Source organism: Streptomyces sp. V3I7 (assembly GCF_030817495.1).
In the GTDB taxonomy this organism is placed as follows: domain Bacteria; phylum Actinomycetota; class Actinomycetes; order Streptomycetales; family Streptomycetaceae; genus Streptomyces.
Genome location: NZ_JAUSZK010000001.1, coordinates 2,358,134 through 2,374,702, shown reverse-complemented (window position 1 = coordinate 2,374,702; position 16,569 = coordinate 2,358,134). Strand labels below are relative to the sequence as shown.

Sequence of the window (16,569 nt, the reverse complement as noted above, 5' to 3'; positions counted from 1 at the left end):
CGGTGACGGCCGTCACTGACCAGGACCACACGGAACACGCCGAGCACACCGGGGACACGGGCTCCCGGGGTCCCGACCCGACGCGCCGGGACGCAGAGGCGAGAACCGCGCGCGCGGAGGGACGCCTCATCGCCCTCCCGATGGAGGGCGGCCCCGGGACTGGACCCTCGGAGCGCGCCTTCGGCAACGGCTTCATCGAAGCGCCCCGCTCCGGGGCGGACGACCTCGCGGAGGGCACCCCGCATGCGTACACGGACGGCGTCGCCGGCGGGCGGGCGGCGGATCGGCGCAGGGACGACACCATGAGCGCCGAGCCCGCACAACCGGAACCCGCGGACGAGGCGGACGACGACGGCGCGCAGGGCGAGGACGAGAAAACGCAGCCCCACGCGCGCGGGACGGACGACGAGCGGCACGCGGACGCGCGCGAGCCGGGTGGTGCGGCGGAGGACCCCGCCGGCGCCTGGGACGACGGCCTCATCGCCCGGCGCCTGGCCGATACCCCCGGCGCCGAGCGGGCCGTGGCCCTCCAGCCCCGTGGAGCCGCCGCCCAGGGCGCGGCCCCGCTGGCGTACGACGGCGAACTGCGCTCGCGCCTCGACGCCCTGCACGAACTGGTGGGGCTCTCCCGCCCCCGGCTCGACAGCCCGACGCTCGCCGAGGCCGGCCGGGTCCTCGACGAGGCGGCGGCGCGGCGCAGGCTCTCCGGGCTGCACACCGTCGTCGCCATCGCGGGAGCCACCGGCAGCGGCAAGTCCCAGCTGTTCAACGCGCTCGCCGGGGTGGCCATCTCGGAGACGGGGGTACGGCGGCCGACCACCGCCGCGCCCATCGCGTGCAGCTGGAGCGACGGCGCGGCGAGCCTCATCGACCGGCTCGGCATCCCGGGCCGGCTGCGCAGGCGCCCGTTGCAGAGCCCGGAAGCGGAGGCGCAGCTGCGCGGGCTCGTCCTGATCGATCTGCCCGACCACGACTCCGCGGCCGTGCAGCACCGCGAGCAGGTGGACCGCATCCTGAAGCTGGTCGACGCGGTCATCTGGGTCGTCGACCCCGAGAAGTACGCCGACGCCGTCCTCCACGAGCGCTATCTGCGGCCCATGGCCGGCCACGCGGAGGTCATGTTCATCGTCCTCAACCAGATCGACCGGCTGCCCGGCGAGGCCACCGAGCAGGTCCTGGACGACCTGCGGCGGCTGCTCGACGAGGATGGCATCGCCCTGGGCGAGTACGGCGACCTGGGCGCGACCGTGCTCGCCCTGTCCGCGCTGACCGGGGAAGGGCTCGGCGACCTGCGCGAGGTGCTCGGCCAGTTCGTGGCGGAGCGCGGGGCGGCGGCCCGCCGTGTCACGGCCGACGTGGACGCCGCCGCGGCCGGGCTGCGGCCCGTGTACGTCGCCGGGCAGCGCACCGGGCTCAGCGAGGAGGACCGCGACGCCTTCTCCGCCAGCCTGGCCGACGCGGTGGGCGCCACCGCCGCGGGCGAGGCGGCCGAGCGCGCGTGGCTGCGCAACGCCAACAAGGCGTGCGGCACGCCCTGGCTGCGGCTGTGGCACTGGTACCAGGACCGCTGCGACCCGCCCACGGGACGGCTGGTCCTGCGGGCCGCCCAGGAGGACGAGGAGGCCACGGCGCGCCAGCGCGTCGAGCAGGCGGTGCGTACGGTCTCGGAGCGGGCGGCGGCCGGGCTGCCGACGCCGTGGGCGCAGGCGGTGCGCGAGGCGGCCGTACGCGGGTCCGAGGGGCTGTCCGAGGCGCTGGACGAGCTGGCGGCGGGCGCGGCGGCGCCGGTCGGCGGGTCCGGCGGGCGTCCGCCCCGGCCGGGCTGGTGGCCCCTGGCCGTGTTCGTCCAGGCGTCGATGACGCTGCTTCAGATCGTGGGCGGGCTGTGGCTGGTGGGGCAGATCGTCGGCGTCATGGCCCCGAACCTGGGCGTGCCGGTGCTGCTGATGGTCGCCGGGATCGTCGGGGGCCCGCTCGTCGAGTGGGGCTGCCGGATGGCGGCACGCGGGCCCGCACGGCGGTACGGCCTCGACGCGGAACGGCGGCTGCGGGAGGCGGCCGCGGGCTGCGGCCGGGCCCGGGTCCTCGATCCGCTGGCGGCGGAGCTGCTGCGGTATCGCGAGGTGCGGGAGCAGTACGGGAAGGTCAGCGGGAGCGGGGCTCCCGTGGGGTGAGTCCGTTGTCCGGGAGGTTTGGGGGTGTCGCCGGCAGGTGACGGGGGTGGCGGATCACCCGTCCGGGTGGCCCGGTTTTCCACAGGCGACCGGTGGTGCACAGCGCTCAGCGGGCCCGGCCCGGCGGAGGCAGTCTGGCTCCGCGGCGATCGCGTACGGGACGTACGCGGACGGCGCGGCAGACGCAGCCGTACGGGACGGGCCCGTACGCGTGTCCGCCCGGGCGAGTGTCCGGGCGAGGGAGGGATGCGCGATGAACGAGACGATGATCTGCGCGGTGGGCAACGTGGCCACGCAGCCGGTGTACCGGGAGTCGGCGGCCGGGCCGTCGGCGCGGTTCCGGCTGGCGGTGACCTCGCGCTACTGGGACCGCGAGAAGAGCGCCTGGACGGACGGGCACACCAACTTCTTCACCGTGTGGGCCAACCGGCAGCTCGCCGTCAACGCGGCGGCCTCGCTCGGAGTGGGCGACCCCGTCATGGTGCAGGGCCGGCTGAAGGTGCGCACGGAGGAACGCGAGGGGCAGCAGAGCTGGACCTCCGCGGACATCGACGCGGTGGCGATCGGCCACGATCTCGCCCGCGGCACCTCGGCCTTCCGGCGCGGAGGAAGGCCGGAGGCGGCGAGCACGCCGCAGTCGCCGGAGCCCAACTGGGAGGTGACAGCAGGCAAGTTGGAGGCATCCGATGAGCAACAAGGGGCAGATGCAGTAGGTGTGACGTAGCGTCAGGCAGCGTTTATGGGTGGGCTGACCGAACTGCGGCTTATCGACGAATGCGCTCCGAAAGCGTGTGTGGATTTGTCGATAAGCCCTGCCCCCAAGGGGTCTTGGCGATAACGATTCCGAGTCGGATCAGCCGTCCGGCGAGAGGACGGACGGGCCTGGGTCCGGCTGATCCTTAGGATTTCGGGCGTAGCTCACGGGGGCTACTGATTCTGCTGGTGGGACCACACCCCCCACATCAACGGGTCCTGCTCGAAGGGGAATTCTGTGCTTGCTGCGTTCTCTGGGATCCCGGGTCGTCCGCGTTCCTCGGGGTCCTCCGGAACCACGTCCACCTTCTCCGCGCGCCGGCGGGGAACCGACCGCGTCGCCGCCGGCGTGCTGGTGTCCGGCCTCGTCGCCGCCAGTGTGCTGGCCGGTGCCGGTGCGGCGTCCGCCGACGAGCCACCTCAGCGTCAGGGCGGTGCCACCGCCGCCATCGGCGGCCTGAAGACCTACGGCCAGGCCGTCATCCACGAGGACACCGGTGACCAGCAGGTGTCCGCCGGTCTGTTCGAGATGTCCGTCGACGGCGGCGGCACCCTGCAGACGTACTGCGTCGACATCCACAACCCCACGCAGAAGGACGCCAAGTACCAGGAGACGCCCTGGAGCGGCACGTCCCTCGGTACCAACAAGGACGCGGGCAAGATCCGTTGGATCCTGCAGAACTCCTACCCGCAGGTCAACGACCTCGCCGCGCTCGCCCGCAAGGCGGGCGCCCGGGGACTGACCGAGCAGGACGCCGCGGCCGGCACGCAGGTGGCCATCTGGCGCTATTCCGACGGCGCCCACGTCGATGCCGCCGATCCCGGCGCGGAGAAGCTCGCGGACTACCTGACCAAGAGCGCCCGCGGCATGGGCGAGCCCCAGGCCTCGCTGACGCTGGACCCACCCGCGGTCTCCGGTCACCCCGGTGAGCGGATCGGGCCGGTGACGGTGCACACCAACGCCGGCGCCGTGTCGGTGTCGGCGCCGGAGGACGCGGCGACCAGCGGCGTGCGGATCACCGACAAGACGGGCAAGGTCGTCACGTCGGCGACGAACGGCAGCAGGCTGTTCTTCGACATACCCGCGGACGACGCCGCGGACGACGCCGCGGACGGCGCCCACGAGGCGAGCGGCGAGGCGGGCGGCGGAGCGGGCGCGGCCCGGCTGACGGTCCAGGCGTCCACCACGGTGCCGGTCGGCCGCGCCTTCGCCTCCGAGAGCCGCAGCCAGACGCAGATCCTGGCCGGCTCCAGCGAGTCCACGGTCTCCGCGACCGCGAGCGCCTCCTGGGCGGAGGAGGGCCCGATCCCCGCACTGTCGGCCCGCAAGAACTGCGCCAAGGGCGGGGTGGACATCACGGCAGCCAACACGGGCGACCGGCCGTTCAGCTTCAAGCTGCTGGGCTTCGAGCACACCATCCCGGCCGGTGCCTCGCGGACGGTGACGATCCCCTTGCAGGAGGACCAGGCCTACGACTTCACGATCACCGGGCCGAACGGCTTCAAGCACCGCTTCATTGGCATCCTCGACTGCAAGACCCAGAGCAGCGAGGGCGGTCCGTCGACCCAGACGGTCAGCGAGCCCAGCCCGGCCACGGTGGGCAACACCACCGGCGGCCCGAACCTGGCCGCCACCGGTGGCACCAGCACCACCCCGGTGATCGCGGGCGTGGCCATCGGCTTCGTCCTGATCGGCGGCGCGGCCCTGATCCTGCTCCGCAAGAACGAGGCACCGGCGGGCGACTGAGCCGTACGGAACCTTGACAACTCCACAGAGAGTGGCCGACAGGTGACTCCCTCGACGGCCCCGGCGTGCCCCACGGCACCCGGGGCCGTCGCCCGCACCGGGCGCCTCCCGACTGGGGCGTCGGCCAGGGCGGGGCTAGCGTGGAAGAGCGGACGTACGACCGAGCGGATGCCTGCCACCGGCCGAGGGGACGGAATGGGACATGACCGCGCGAACCAGCACCCCGGCTCCGACCGCTGAACACCACGGCCCACGCGCCGCGGCCGACCGCGTCGTCGCGAAACAGGAGACGACCCTCCACCTCGGCGACGTCCGGCTGGAACTCCCACCCCCGGACCAGCTCGCCTTCCTCGCGGGCCTCGGCCTCCTCACCGCCCTGGAACTCATCGAGTGGCCCATAGCCCTGGCCGTCGGAGTCGGCCACGAACTCGCCCGCAACCGCCACAGCAAGGTGCTGAAGGAATTCGGGGAGGCGCTGGAGGAGGCGTGAGGGGAGGTACGAGGGTGCCTCGCGGATCCGTCGGGCAGCGGACCGGCTACTGATCGATTCGAAGGAGCCGCAGCCGTCACCCGCGAAAGCCCAGGTCACGAGCGCCCGGGGCGACGAGTTTCCATACAGGGCTGGCCGTCAGGCAAGATGGGCTGTATCTGCCCACTGCCAGATTTCAAGTTGCCGGACGGTTTCTCTTGGCTGAGTTCATTTACACCATGCGCAAGGCGCGCAAAGCGCACGGCGACAAGGTGATCCTCGACGACGTCACCCTGAACTTCCTGCCGGGTGCCAAGATCGGCGTCGTCGGTCCGAACGGTGCCGGTAAGTCGACCGTGCTGCAGATCATGGCGGGACTGCAGCAGCCGTCCAACGGTGACGCCTTCATCTCCCCGGGCTACAGCGTCGGCATCCTGCTCCAGGAGCCCCCGCTCAACGAGGAGAAGAACGTCCTGGAGAACGTCCAGGAGGGTGTCGCCGAGATCAAGGGCAAGCTCGACCGGTTCAACGAGATCGCCGAGCTGATGGCGACCGACTACTCGGACGCGCTGCTCGACGAGATGGGCAAGCTCCAGGAGGAGCTGGACCACGCCAACGCCTGGGACCTCGACGCCCAGCTGGAGCAGGCCATGGACGCCCTGGGCTGCCCGCCCGGCGACTGGCCCGTCACCACCCTCTCCGGTGGCGAGAAGCGCCGCGTCGCGCTCTGCAAGCTCCTGCTGGAGCAGCCCGACCTGCTGCTCCTCGACGAGCCCACCAACCACCTCGACGCCGAGTCGGTGAACTGGCTGGAGCAGCACCTGGCCAAGTACCCGGGCACCGTCGTGGCCATCACCCACGACCGGTACTTCCTGGACAACGTCGCCGAGTGGATCCTCGAGCTGGACCGCGGCCGCGCCTACCCCTACGAGGGCAACTACTCCACCTACCTGGAGACCAAGCAGACCCGTCTGAAGGTCGAGGGCCAGAAGGACGCCAAGCGCGCCAAGCGGCTCAAGGAAGAGCTGGAGTGGGTGCGGTCGAACGCCAAGGGGCGCCAGGCCAAGTCCAAGGCCCGCCTCGCCCGCTACGAGGAGATGGCCGCCGAGGCAGAGAAGATGCGGAAGCTGGACTTCGAGGAGATCCAGATCCCGCCGGGCCCGCGCCTGGGCAGCATCGTCGTCGAGGTCAACGACCTCAACAAGGCCTTCGGCGAGAAGCTCCTCGTCGACGACCTGAGCTTCACCCTGCCGCGCAACGGCATCGTCGGCGTCATCGGCCCGAACGGCGCCGGCAAGACCACGCTGTTCAAGATGATCCAGGGTCTGGAGACCCCGGACTCCGGCGACATCAAGGTCGGCGAGACCGTCAAGATCTCCTACGTCGACCAGAGCCGCGAGAACATCGACCCGAAGAAGACGCTGTGGGAGGTCGTGTCCGACGGGCTCGACTACATCAACGTCGGTCAGGTCGAGATGCCTTCGCGGGCGTACGTCTCCGCCTTCGGGTTCAAGGGCCCGGACCAGCAGAAGCCGGCCGGCGTCCTCTCCGGTGGTGAGCGCAACCGCCTCAACCTGGCGCTGACCCTCAAGCAGGGCGGCAACCTGCTGCTCCTCGACGAGCCCACCAACGACCTCGACGTCGAGACCCTCTCCAGCCTGGAGAACGCGCTGCTGGACTTCCCCGGCTGCGCCGTGGTCGTCTCCCACGACCGCTGGTTCCTGGACCGGGTCGCCACGCACATCCTCGCCTACGAGGGTGAGTCGAAGTGGTTCTGGTTCGAGGGCAACTTCGAGTCGTACGAGAAGAACAAGATCGAGCGGCTCGGTGCGGACGCCGCCCGTCCGCACCGCGCCACCTACAAGAAGCTGACCCGGGGCTGATCGACTCTTGCGCCACATCTACCGCTGCCCGCTGCGCTGGGCGGACATGGACGCGTACGGCCACGTCAACAACGTGGTGTTCCTGCGCTACCTGGAGGAAGCCCGTATCGACTTCCTCTTCCGTCCGGACAAGGAGTTCAAGCAGGGGTCCGTGGTGGCGCGCCACGAGATCGACTACAAGCGGCAGCTCGTCCACCGGCACGAGCCGGTGGACATCGAGCTGTGGGTCACCGAGATCAGGGCCGCGTCCTTCACCCTCGCCTACGAGGTGAAGGACGGCGATCTCGTCTACGTACGGGCGTCCACCGTGATCGTCCCGTTCGACTTCGAGGCCCAGCGGCCGAGGCGCATCACGGCGGAGGAGCGCGAGTTCCTCCAGGAGTACACGGACGACGCCGACGAGCGGGAGGCCGTCGCCGCATGACGGTGCTCCACCTCGCCGACGAAGGGGAGGCGGCGGACCTCGCGGCCTTCCTCTCACGGCTGCTCCACTACGACCGTGGAGCAGCGGTGCGTCTGCAGTGCGCGGGGACCACGCTCGCCGTGTTCGGGCGGCCGCCGTCCTTCGAGGTGCTGGCGATCCGTTCCGTACGGCTCGCCAAGCCCTACGAGATCGGGCTCGACGGCACCCTCGACGTGACCGTCTCCGCCGGTGAACTGCTGGAGAGCGTGGACGAGGCGGGGGCCACGGCCGCCGTCCCGGCCGCGGTCACCGGACCGCCGTGGGCGGGCGTGCTGCCACCGCGCGGCGGCTGGCGGGCCGAACCGGGGCTGCCGGCCGTGGCGACGCTGCGGGCACTGGTCGCCGCGGTCGTCGCCGAATTCCGGTCCCGTACGCAGGAGTTGGCGCCGGAGCGGCGTACCCGTGCCGAGCTCGACCGGCTCGGACGGGACATCTGGTCCAGGACGGTCGGGGAGACCCCGCTCCCGGTGCGCGCCGTGCACGCGGCGCAGTCACTGGGCTTCCTGCGTCCCGAGGGAGCGGGGGACGTCGCCCTGCTCTCATCGGGGGCGTGGCTGAGGCTGCGTACGGCGTACGGGTCGATCGCCGTACGACGGACAGGACTTGGGGCGCTGGACGTCAGCGTGCGCTGACCTGGCTCCCGTACGAACGCCCCCGAGCCCGGGGCCGCTCAGCGTTCGTGACCAGGTCAGGCGCCGTTCGTCCTTACGTCGGGACCGTCACGCCGAAGCGGTCACTCCGGGGTGTTCACCATCGAAGCCGCCGCGTACGTCAGGTAGTTCCACAGCGTGTGCTCGTGCTCCTCGGAGAGGCCGAGTTCCTCGACCGCCACCCGCATGTGCCTCAGCCAGGCGTCGTGCGCCGCGCGGTCGACGGTGAAGGGGGCGTGGCGCATGCGCAGGCGCGGGTGGCCGCGGTTGTCGCTGTACGTGGTCGGGCCGCCCCAGTACTGGATCAGGAACAGGGTCAGCCGCTCCTCGGCCGGCCCCAGGTCCTCCTCCGGGTACATGGGCCGCAGCAGCGGGTCCTCCGCGACCCCCTCGTAGAAACGGTGGACGAGCCGACGGAAGGTCTCCTCCCCGCCGACCTGCTCGTAGAAGGTCTTCTCCTGAAGCGTGCCGCGCCGAATCTCTCTCACCCGTCCATGGTCTCAGAAGCCACGACCCAGGACTTCAGTCCTAGGACCTCCCGTCTGGACCAGGCCCGGATCAGGCCCGCATCAGGCCCGGATCAGGCCCGTACCAGGCCCGTACCAGGTTCGGATCAGGCCCGGATCACGGCCGGAATCCGGCCATGGGCGCGGCCATCCGCCCGGCCGGTGCTCGCCTCGGGGCGTGCCGGGCCGCACAGTGGACCCATGGGCGCGCACGCTGCACTCGACACCGACGGCCAGGGACCGGCCCGCCTCGCCGCCACGGCACGGGCGGCGCTGGTGCGCGAGATCGACGCGAGCGGGGCCTGGGCCGAGGACCCGGTGTGGCGGGAGGCGTTCGCCGAGGTGCCGCGGCACCTGTTCGTGCCCTTCTACTACGTCGGCGTCCTCGGCGGTTACGAGCGCTGCTGGAGCCAGAGCCCCGACCCCGGCGAGCGCGAGCGCTGGCTGCGCGGCGCCTACGCCGACGCCCCGCTGGCCACCCGGGTGCGCGACGGCGAGCTGGTCTCCTCCAGCAGTCAGCCCTCGCTGATGGCGATGATGCTCGTCGCACTCCGCGTCCGCGACGGCGACCGGGTCCTGGAGATCGGCGCCGGTACGGGCTACAACGCGGCGCTGCTCGCGTACCGGCTGGGCGACGACGGCCTCGTCACCACCATCGACCTGGAACCGGAGATCACCGAGGCGGCGCGGCAGCACCTGGCCGCCGCCGGGTACCACCCGGCCGTGGTCACCGGGGACGGCGCGCGCGGGGTTCCCGAACGCGCCCCCTTCGACCGGATCATCGCGACCTGCACGCTGCCCTCGGTGCCGCTCGCCTGGCTCGCCCAGTGCCGCTCCGGCGGCCGCATCCTGACGCCCCTGGGCACCGGCCTGGTCGCGCTGACCGTGCGGGACGCCGGGCACGCCGAGGGCCGCTTCCTGTCCACGCCGGCCTACTTCGTGCCCCTGCGCGGCGAGCGCCGGCCCGAGCGGGAACCGGCGCCCCTGGCCACAGTGCCGCGCCCGGCCCGCGACCACGACCTGTTCCGGTTTCTGCTGGCCCTGACCCGCGGCAGCCTCGATGCCCGGGAGGCGTACGAGGTGTGGGAGTGCGAGGGCGCGCCCGCGCGCGAGCGGTACGGCGTCACGATCGACGGCGGGCACGAGTGGGCATGGCTGGACGATCCGCAGGGGCCGTACCGCTGGCCCCTGCGGAGTTGAGTCCTTCTTGCGAACGCCGGGAGCGTCAGCCCCGGCGGATGGTGATCGTCGTCCAGGCGCCGACATGCACCCGGTCGCCGTCCTGGAGCGGCACCGGCACGAAGGGCTGGATCGGGTCCTCGCCGCCGTTGACCGTCGTCCCGTTCGTCGAGTTCTGGTCGACGACCGCCCAGCCGCCGTTCGGCTGCTGGACCAGGACCGCGTGCTGGTGTGAGACGCCCGGGTCCTCCGGCGGCACCGACAGGTCGATGTCGGGGGTGTCACCGGTGGAGTGCCGACGGCGGCCGATGGTCAGCTGGCTGCCGGTGAGCATGCGCTGCTGCTCGGGCGAGTACGCGGGCAGGTTCAGGCCCGCGGCCTCGGGGCCGGAGCGCTGCATCATCGCCATGAAGTACTCGCGGTCCGGACCGATCGTCGCGGTCCAGGTCGCCGGGGCCTGCGGAGTCTGCGGGGCCTGGGGTGCCTGCGGGGCCTGCGGGAAGGCAGGGCTCGGCGGGGCCTGGGAGGCGCCGGGCTGCGGGAAGCCGTAGCCGCCCTGGCCGCCGGCACCGGGGCCGCCCGGGCTGGTGGGCGAGGGCGGGGAGATCACCCAGTCGTCACCGCCGCCGGAGGACGCACCGCCCGCCGGGGGCCGCTCCGTCTCCTGCGGGAAGGCGGGAGCAGCCGGTGCCGGGGGAGGACCGGACTGCAGGAACGAGGCCGGAAGCCCGCTCGACGTGGCACCCGGGCCACCGGCCGGGGCACCGGGACCGGACCGCGGCGGCCCGGACTGCGGCGGCACCGAGCGCGACGGATCGGTGCCGAAGGGCGTCGGCCCGGACGGCTCGTTGCCCAGCGGGCCCGGCGGGATCGGCTCGGCGGGACGGTTGATCTGCGACGGACGCGAGCCCTGGTACTCGAACGCGTCACCGCCGCCGTACGACTGGCCCGGCGGCGGGAACTGCGTCGCCTGGGCCGATGTCGGCGGGCGCGGGGCGGCCGGGGCCGGCGGGGTGTACGAGGTGGCCGTGTTCGTGAGGAAGTTCCACCGGCACTCCTCGCAGAACGGCGCGCCGCCCTCGCGGGGCGTGCGGCACTGCGGGCAGAGCTCCGGGTCCGGGTTCGGGAAGCCCATGGGCGGGCGTCCCGGCCGGCCGGCGGGGCCACCGGCGGGCGGCGGGAAGCCGTAGCCCCCGCCCGGCGGCGGAGGCGGCGGAGGTACGGCACCGGCCATGCGGTGACCGCAGACCTCGCACCAGTCGTCGGAACCCGACTGGTGTCCGTTCGGGCAGGTCGGCATGTCGGCGCTTCACCCTCTCTGTCAGGGTCTTCCTGAGGTTGTGCCGGGTCAGTTCTTTAGGTTGTGCCGGGTCACTTCTTCACGCGAACAGTCTTCGTGGACCGTGTCTCGAGGGTCATCTCGTCGGCCTCGGCGACCTTCGCCTTCAGTCGCACAGTACCCGTCGCGGCGTCGACGACGTCCACCACCTTCGAGAGCAGTCTGGCGGTATCGGCGTTTCCCGAGGCACTGGCGAGCTGAACCGCCCTGCCCAGTTTGGCCGTTGCTCCATCCATATCGCCCGCTTTGCGCAGATCGATGCCTTGCTGGATGGCATGGGCCAGTTCCGCCTGGCCCGTGTAGTGGGCGACTTGGGGATCGATGGAGGTCGAGGCGGCCAGGTCGTCGGTCCACACGGCCCGTACGAGGCCCTGCGCGCCCAGGTTCTGTGTGCCGCCGTCGGGTTGGAGCACGACCAGGGAGACCCGGGCGGCCAGCATCTCCTGGCCGAGGCCCGCCACGGGCACCTCGACGCACAGGTGGTAGTCGCGGGACTCCTCGCCCCAGGAACCGGTGGGATAGTCCCCGGCGCGCGGGCCCGCCTCGGTACGACGGCCGGTCAGGTCCTCGACGGCGGGCGCGACTTGCTTGACGAACCTGATGGCCGTGCCGACCGGTGTCCACACCCGCAGGGCGACGTCCGCGACCTCCTTGCCCATCGCCGTCTCCATCATCCCGGTGAAGTCGGCGGCCAGGCCCGCCGGATCGGCGACGATGTCGGCCCCGCCGAGCAGCGCGGAGGCGATCGATGTGACTTCTTTCACTTCCCAGTCGGTGCCCACGCCCCGCGCGTCACAAGTGAAGCGCCCGGCACAGGAGTCGAGCGTCGCGCGCAGGTCCTGCGGCGACTCGTGCTCGTTGCGGCCGTCGGTGAGCAGGATGCCGTGCCGGATGTCCACGTCCACCGAGGACAGCAGCCGGTCGGCGAGCCGCAGCCAGGTCCCGATGGCCGTACCGCCGCCCGCGCTCAGCCGGCGCAGCGCCTGCTTGGCCTGCTCGCGGGTGGTGGGGCCGGCGACCGCGAGCCGGCCGTCGCCCGGGTAGACCTCCCGGGCCAGGTGCGTGCCGCCGATGACCGCGAAGTGGACGCCGTCGCGCAGGGTGTCGATGGCCGCCGCCGTGGCGTCACGGGCGCCCCGCATCTTGGCCGGCGGGTAGTCCATCGACCCGGAGCAGTCGACCATGACCGCCACGGCGGCGGACGGGCCCGCGCCGGGGGAGTACAGGTGGGGCGCCGCGACGGCGCTCGCGAGGGTGCCGCCGCCGGTCGCCGTCACGGTGACGACGGCGTTGACCTCACGGCCGCCCTCCGGCAGGTACTCGTTCTGGTACACGTCCACCGAGAACCGCGGCATGTTCGGTTTCGAGAAATCGGCCATCCCGTACTGCTCCCCCCTGTGAGCCCCACGGTCGCGTGGGAGACGGCTGGTGCGGACCGGTCCCCTCCGCTCCGCCGAGGCCTTCCCCGTGTGCGCCCTGCGCGCCGCTACGCGCCCGTGCGCGGCCTCAGACCGATCCTGCCCCCTGCGGCGGGAGGGGGAACGGCAGAACGGCCACTGTTACGTTGTCGTGGCCCCCGCCGTCCAGGGCGTGGCCGAGGAGCACCTGTGCGCTGTGCAGCGGGCGGGTGCCTGCGTCGGGCGGCAGGATCTCGGCCATCTCCCCGGCCGTCTCCGCGTAGTTCCACAGGCCGTCCGTGCAGACCACGACCGCGCCCGGCCGGTCAGGCTTGAAGGACGCGGTGTGCGGCTCCAGTTCGTAGGCGTCCGCGCCGAGCCAGCCGGTGATCGCGTGGGCGCGCTCGTCGGCGTACGCCTCCGCCTCGCTCATCAGGCCGGCGGCGACCATCTGCGCGGCCCAGGAGTCGTCCTCGGTGAGCCGGGCCGGGGGAGCGTCGCGGTCCGTCGGCACCCAGTAGACGCGGCTGTCGCCGACCCAGCCGACGACCAGCAGGCCGCCGGTGACGACCGCGGCGACGAGCGTGCAGGCCGGGGCGTTCTGGTGCGGGCTGTGCTCGCGGGCCGTGGCGGGCTCCTCGGCCAGCGCGTCGACGGCGTGCGAGGCGGCGACGATCGCCTCGTGCAGGGCCTGCTGCGGATGCGTACCGCGCGGCAGCGCGGCGAGCAGAGCCTCGCTCGCCGCCCGCGACGCGGCCAGCGACGCGTCGTCGGGACGGGTCGCCGAGGAGACGCCGTCGCAGACGACCGCGAGCGCGACGGGCGAGCCGTCGGGGAGCGTGGTCCGGCCGACGGCGAAGGCGTCCTCGTTGCGGTGGTGGCGCAGCCCGCGGTCGCTGACGGCCGCGATCGGCCCCGACTCCTGCTCCACGTGGTCGCGTTCGCGCGGCTGGGCGTGCCCGCAGTTCTCGCAGTAGCCGTCTCCGTCGACCCGTCCCGCCCGGCAGGCCACGCAGATCTTCGCCTCGTCCGCCTCGTCCGCCTCGTCCGCCTCGTCCGCCTCCTCGGCGGGGGGCGCGGGCACTCGCGGGTCCGGTGCCTGGAGCGGGTACTCCTCCGGCTCCGCCGCCCGGTCGAACCGTACGCCCGAAGACGGACCCGTCGGACCTGCCGGATCCATCGGCCCCGGTGGTTCCGGCGGCGTGGTGTCGGCCGAGGAGACGGCCTGGAGGTCCGACGGCAGGTGTTCCCGCGCCGAGGCGCCGGAGGTGTCCGGTTCCGGGGCGGCGGGCCAGGCCACACCGTCCTCGGCGGCGTCACCCGCGCCGTTCAGGGTCGGCGTCGGGCCGTCCTGCGGGCGGGCGGGCACCGCCGACAGGTCGTAACCGCACGCACCGCAGAAACGGTCACCCGACTCGAGCGGCTCCGCGCAGCTCGGGCACTTCGACAGCGCGGCCTTCTGGGGCATCTGCGACATGAACTACACCCACGTCCGGGGGCGGTAACGGTTGGCCCGTTCCACCAGGTCGATCCTCTCCTCGCCGCCGGGCGCGAGCCTGGCCAGCGTGCGGTACGAGCGCTCCAGTCCGAAGCGGAGCCCCCGCTCGTCCAGGCCGCTGCCGAGCAGCACCCGTCCCCCGCCGCCGGCGGCCGGCGGGACGCCCTGGCCTCCGGAGAGTATCCAGTCGAGCGCGCAGCCGAGCACTTCCGCCGACAACTGCTCCCGGCGCGCCGGGTCCAGACCGTACGCGTCGAGGGCCTCCACCTGGCCGGCGGCCGCGGTCAGATCGTCCAGGAACGACCCGTCCGCCTCGTCCGGGAACGACCCGCCCGCCCCGTCCGCCGCGCCCGCCGCGCGCTCGCGCAGCCGCGCCCGTACGGCGGCCACGCGCGCCGCCGTGTAGTGGATCGACGATTCCGGAACCGACTCCAGCGTCCGTACGGCGCCCTGCCGGTCGCCCGACGCGAGCTGCACGCGCGCCAGGCCGAACGCCGCGCTCACGAAGCTCGGGTCGGTCGACCACACCAGGCGGTAGTACTCGGCGGCGTTGTCCAGCTGGCCCAGCACCTCCGCGCACAGGCCGAGCGCCAGCTTGGGCGCGGCCTCGCCGGGGAAGGCGTCGTACACCGCGTCGAAGGCCGGGGCGGCGGCCTCGAAGTCGCCCGTGACCAGCGCGGCCACGCCCCGGCACCACACCACCCGCCAGTCGTCGGGCCGTTCGGCCTCCAGCTCCGCCAGTGACGCGAGCGCGGTCTCGGCTTCACCGTTCTCCAGCCGGGCGCGGACCAGCCGTAGCCGGGTCTCCAGGGTCCGGCTCGGCGCTCCGGCGAGGGCGCTGATCAGCTCGGCCGGCGCGGGCGCCAGCAGGCCGGCGAGGAAACCGGCGTTGGGGTCGGCGGGGTCGACGAGCGGGGCGGGCAGCGCGAGCGCGGCGGCGGCCGTGGCGACGGGCCGCACGAGGCCCGGGGAGAGGGCCGGGACGGACGAAGCCGCTGCGGAGGAGGCTGCCGCCGGGGAGGGGCCGCGGACCCCCAGGCGCGAGACGTCCCCCGTGATCCGCGGGAACAACTCCGTGTCGGTGACCCTCGGTTCGGGACCGAACAGCGTCGAGAGGGCGGGGCGGGCCCGGCCCGTCTGGAGGGAGACGACCTCCCGCAGGACGCCGGTCAGCTGATCGGACATCTCCTGCGCGGAGGCGAAGCGGCGCGCCGGGTCCGGGTCGGTCGCGCGGACCAGCAGGCGGTAGAAGGACTCGTAGCGGCGGAAGACCTCGATGTGGTCGGGGTCGGGCAGCGCGTCCGTGTAGGTGCTCGTGTAGCCCTGGAAGTCGAAGGTCAGCACGGCCAGGGTCCGGCCCACCGTGTAGAGGTCGCTGGCCACCGACGGGCCCGCCTCGGCGACCTCCGGCGCCTGGTAGCCGATCGTGCCGTAGATCGCCGACTCCTCGTCGTCCATCCGCCGCACGGCGCCCATGTCGATCAGCTTGAGCTGGTCCTCGGTCTGGATCGCGTTGTCCACCTTGAAGTCGCAGTACAGCAGGTTGCGGTCGTGCAGATGGCCGAGCGCCTCCAGGGCCTCGATGCCGTACGCGCACGCCTGCTCCACCGGCAGCGGATCACGCCTGCCGTCCACCGTCCGGCGGGCGTTGGCGATGTCCTTGAGCGAGCGGCCGCCGACGTACTCCATGACGATGTAGCCGTCGAGGGAGCCGGTGCGCTGGTCGAGGTGCTCCACGAAGTTGTAGATCCGCACGATGTTGGCGTGCTCGATCTCCGCGAGGAAGCGGCGCTCGGAGATCGCGGCGGCCATCGCGTCCTGGTCGCCGGTGTCCAGCAGACCCTTGAGCACCACCCATCGGTCCGCCACCGCCCGGTCCACCGCGAGGTAGATCCAGCCAAGACCGCCGTGCGCCAGACAGCCCGCGACCTCGTACTGGCCGTGCACGATGTCCCCGGCCCGCAGCTTCGGCACGAACGAGTACGGGTGCCCGCACTTGGTGCAGAACCCCTCCGTCCGCCCCGCCCGCTCACCCCGTGAACGCCCCACCGGCGCCGCGCAGTCCGAGCGTGAGCAGAACCGCTTGCGCTCGGGCACCTCGGGGTTCTCCAGCACCCTCGCGCGCGGGTCGGGCCGCGGCACCTGCTCCACCGCCACCAGACCCGCGCCCAGCCGGCCGCGCCCGGACGACCCGGCGGCGGAACCGGCGCCGCGCACCGACACCGAGCGCCCGCCCGCCCCGCCCGACAGCGAGCGGGAGAGCCGTCCCGACACCGAGCGCCGCGACCGCGACGACTGCGAGGACGTGCGCGAACCGGCGGTGGAGCGCGAGTTGGTGCCGCTCGCCGAGCCGCCGCCGGCGAGTCCCGTGGGCGGCGAGGCGACCGTCCCGGTGACCGAGACGACCGGCGCCAGACCGCAGGTGCCGCAGTACAGCTCGCCGCCGCCCATGTCCTCGTACGTGCCGTCGCAGCCGGGCCGCTGGCACGTCTGTCCCGCCTGACTCATGGC

The 16,569-nt window shown here is 72.9% G+C and carries 13 protein-coding genes; 8 read left to right on the top strand and 5 right to left on the bottom strand.

Annotated elements, in window-relative coordinates; translation table 11 throughout:
• The first annotated feature begins 2 nt into the window (after positions 1-2).
• From QFZ74_RS11030 to QFZ74_RS11000, 7 genes are all read left to right on the top strand, one after another.
• Positions 3-2,174 carry a YfjP family GTPase gene (locus tag QFZ74_RS11030; RefSeq protein ID WP_307620632.1) on the top strand — a complete coding sequence of 724 codons (2,172 nt, stop codon included), beginning with the start codon at positions 3-5 and terminating at the stop codon, positions 2,172-2,174.
• 253 nt (positions 2,175-2,427) lie between these two features.
• A complete protein-coding gene (locus QFZ74_RS11025) occupies positions 2,428-2,898 on the top strand; it encodes a single-stranded DNA-binding protein (RefSeq protein ID WP_307620631.1) in 471 nt (156 codons plus the stop codon).
• Between the two features lie 378 nt (positions 2,899-3,276).
• Complete coding sequence (locus QFZ74_RS11020; protein ID WP_307624114.1) at positions 3,277-4,674, top strand: Cys-Gln thioester bond-forming surface protein; 1,398 nt, start codon at positions 3,277-3,279, stop codon at positions 4,672-4,674.
• A 202-nt stretch (positions 4,675-4,876) separates the two neighbouring features.
• On the top strand, positions 4,877-5,164 hold the full coding sequence (locus QFZ74_RS11015) for a hypothetical protein (RefSeq protein ID WP_307620630.1): 288 nt from the start codon (positions 4,877-4,879) through the stop codon (positions 5,162-5,164).
• 197 nt (positions 5,165-5,361) lie between these two features.
• The gene (gene ettA, locus QFZ74_RS11010; RefSeq protein WP_307620629.1) at positions 5,362-7,026 is read left to right on the top strand and encodes an energy-dependent translational throttle protein EttA; all 1,665 of its coding nucleotides are present in this window, start codon (positions 5,362-5,364) and stop codon (positions 7,024-7,026) included.
• A 7-nt stretch (positions 7,027-7,033) separates the two neighbouring features.
• A complete protein-coding gene (locus QFZ74_RS11005; RefSeq protein WP_307620628.1) occupies positions 7,034-7,450 on the top strand; it encodes a thioesterase family protein in 417 nt (138 codons plus the stop codon).
• Entirely contained in the window at positions 7,447-8,121 is a 675-nt protein-coding gene (locus QFZ74_RS11000; protein WP_307620627.1) for a hypothetical protein, read from the top strand. The genes QFZ74_RS11005 and QFZ74_RS11000 overlap by 4 nt, the downstream gene beginning before the upstream one ends.
• Before the next feature lie 101 nt (positions 8,122-8,222).
• On the opposite strand, the gene QFZ74_RS10995 is transcribed toward QFZ74_RS11000, so the two are convergent.
• Positions 8,223-8,627: a globin gene (locus tag QFZ74_RS10995; protein WP_307620626.1), complete on the bottom strand. Its 405-nt coding sequence runs from the start codon at positions 8,625-8,627 to the stop codon at positions 8,223-8,225.
• A 219-nt stretch (positions 8,628-8,846) separates the two neighbouring features.
• Between QFZ74_RS10995 and QFZ74_RS10990 the strand changes: the two genes are divergently transcribed.
• Positions 8,847-9,845 carry a methyltransferase domain-containing protein gene (locus QFZ74_RS10990; RefSeq protein ID WP_307620625.1) on the top strand — a complete coding sequence of 333 codons (999 nt, stop codon included), beginning with the start codon at positions 8,847-8,849 and terminating at the stop codon, positions 9,843-9,845.
• Positions 9,846-9,870: 25 nt separating this feature from the next.
• Here QFZ74_RS10990 and QFZ74_RS10985 read toward each other — a convergent pair whose 3' ends face one another.
• The 4 genes from QFZ74_RS10985 to QFZ74_RS10970 form a co-directional block, all read right to left on the bottom strand.
• Positions 9,871-11,124 carry an FHA domain-containing protein gene (locus QFZ74_RS10985; RefSeq protein WP_307620624.1) on the bottom strand — a complete coding sequence of 418 codons (1,254 nt, stop codon included), beginning with the start codon at positions 11,122-11,124 and terminating at the stop codon, positions 9,871-9,873.
• A 71-nt stretch (positions 11,125-11,195) separates the two neighbouring features.
• Positions 11,196-12,542: a VWA domain-containing protein gene (locus tag QFZ74_RS10980; protein WP_307620623.1), complete on the bottom strand. Its 1,347-nt coding sequence runs from the start codon at positions 12,540-12,542 to the stop codon at positions 11,196-11,198.
• A 127-nt stretch (positions 12,543-12,669) separates the two neighbouring features.
• Positions 12,670-14,037: a PP2C family serine/threonine-protein phosphatase gene (locus QFZ74_RS10975; protein ID WP_307620622.1), complete on the bottom strand. Its 1,368-nt coding sequence runs from the start codon at positions 14,035-14,037 to the stop codon at positions 12,670-12,672.
• A gap of 3 nt (positions 14,038-14,040) precedes the next feature.
• Complete coding sequence (locus tag QFZ74_RS10970) at positions 14,041-16,566, bottom strand: serine/threonine-protein kinase (protein ID WP_307620621.1); 2,526 nt, start codon at positions 16,564-16,566, stop codon at positions 14,041-14,043.
• Positions 16,567-16,569 lie beyond the last annotated feature (3 nt).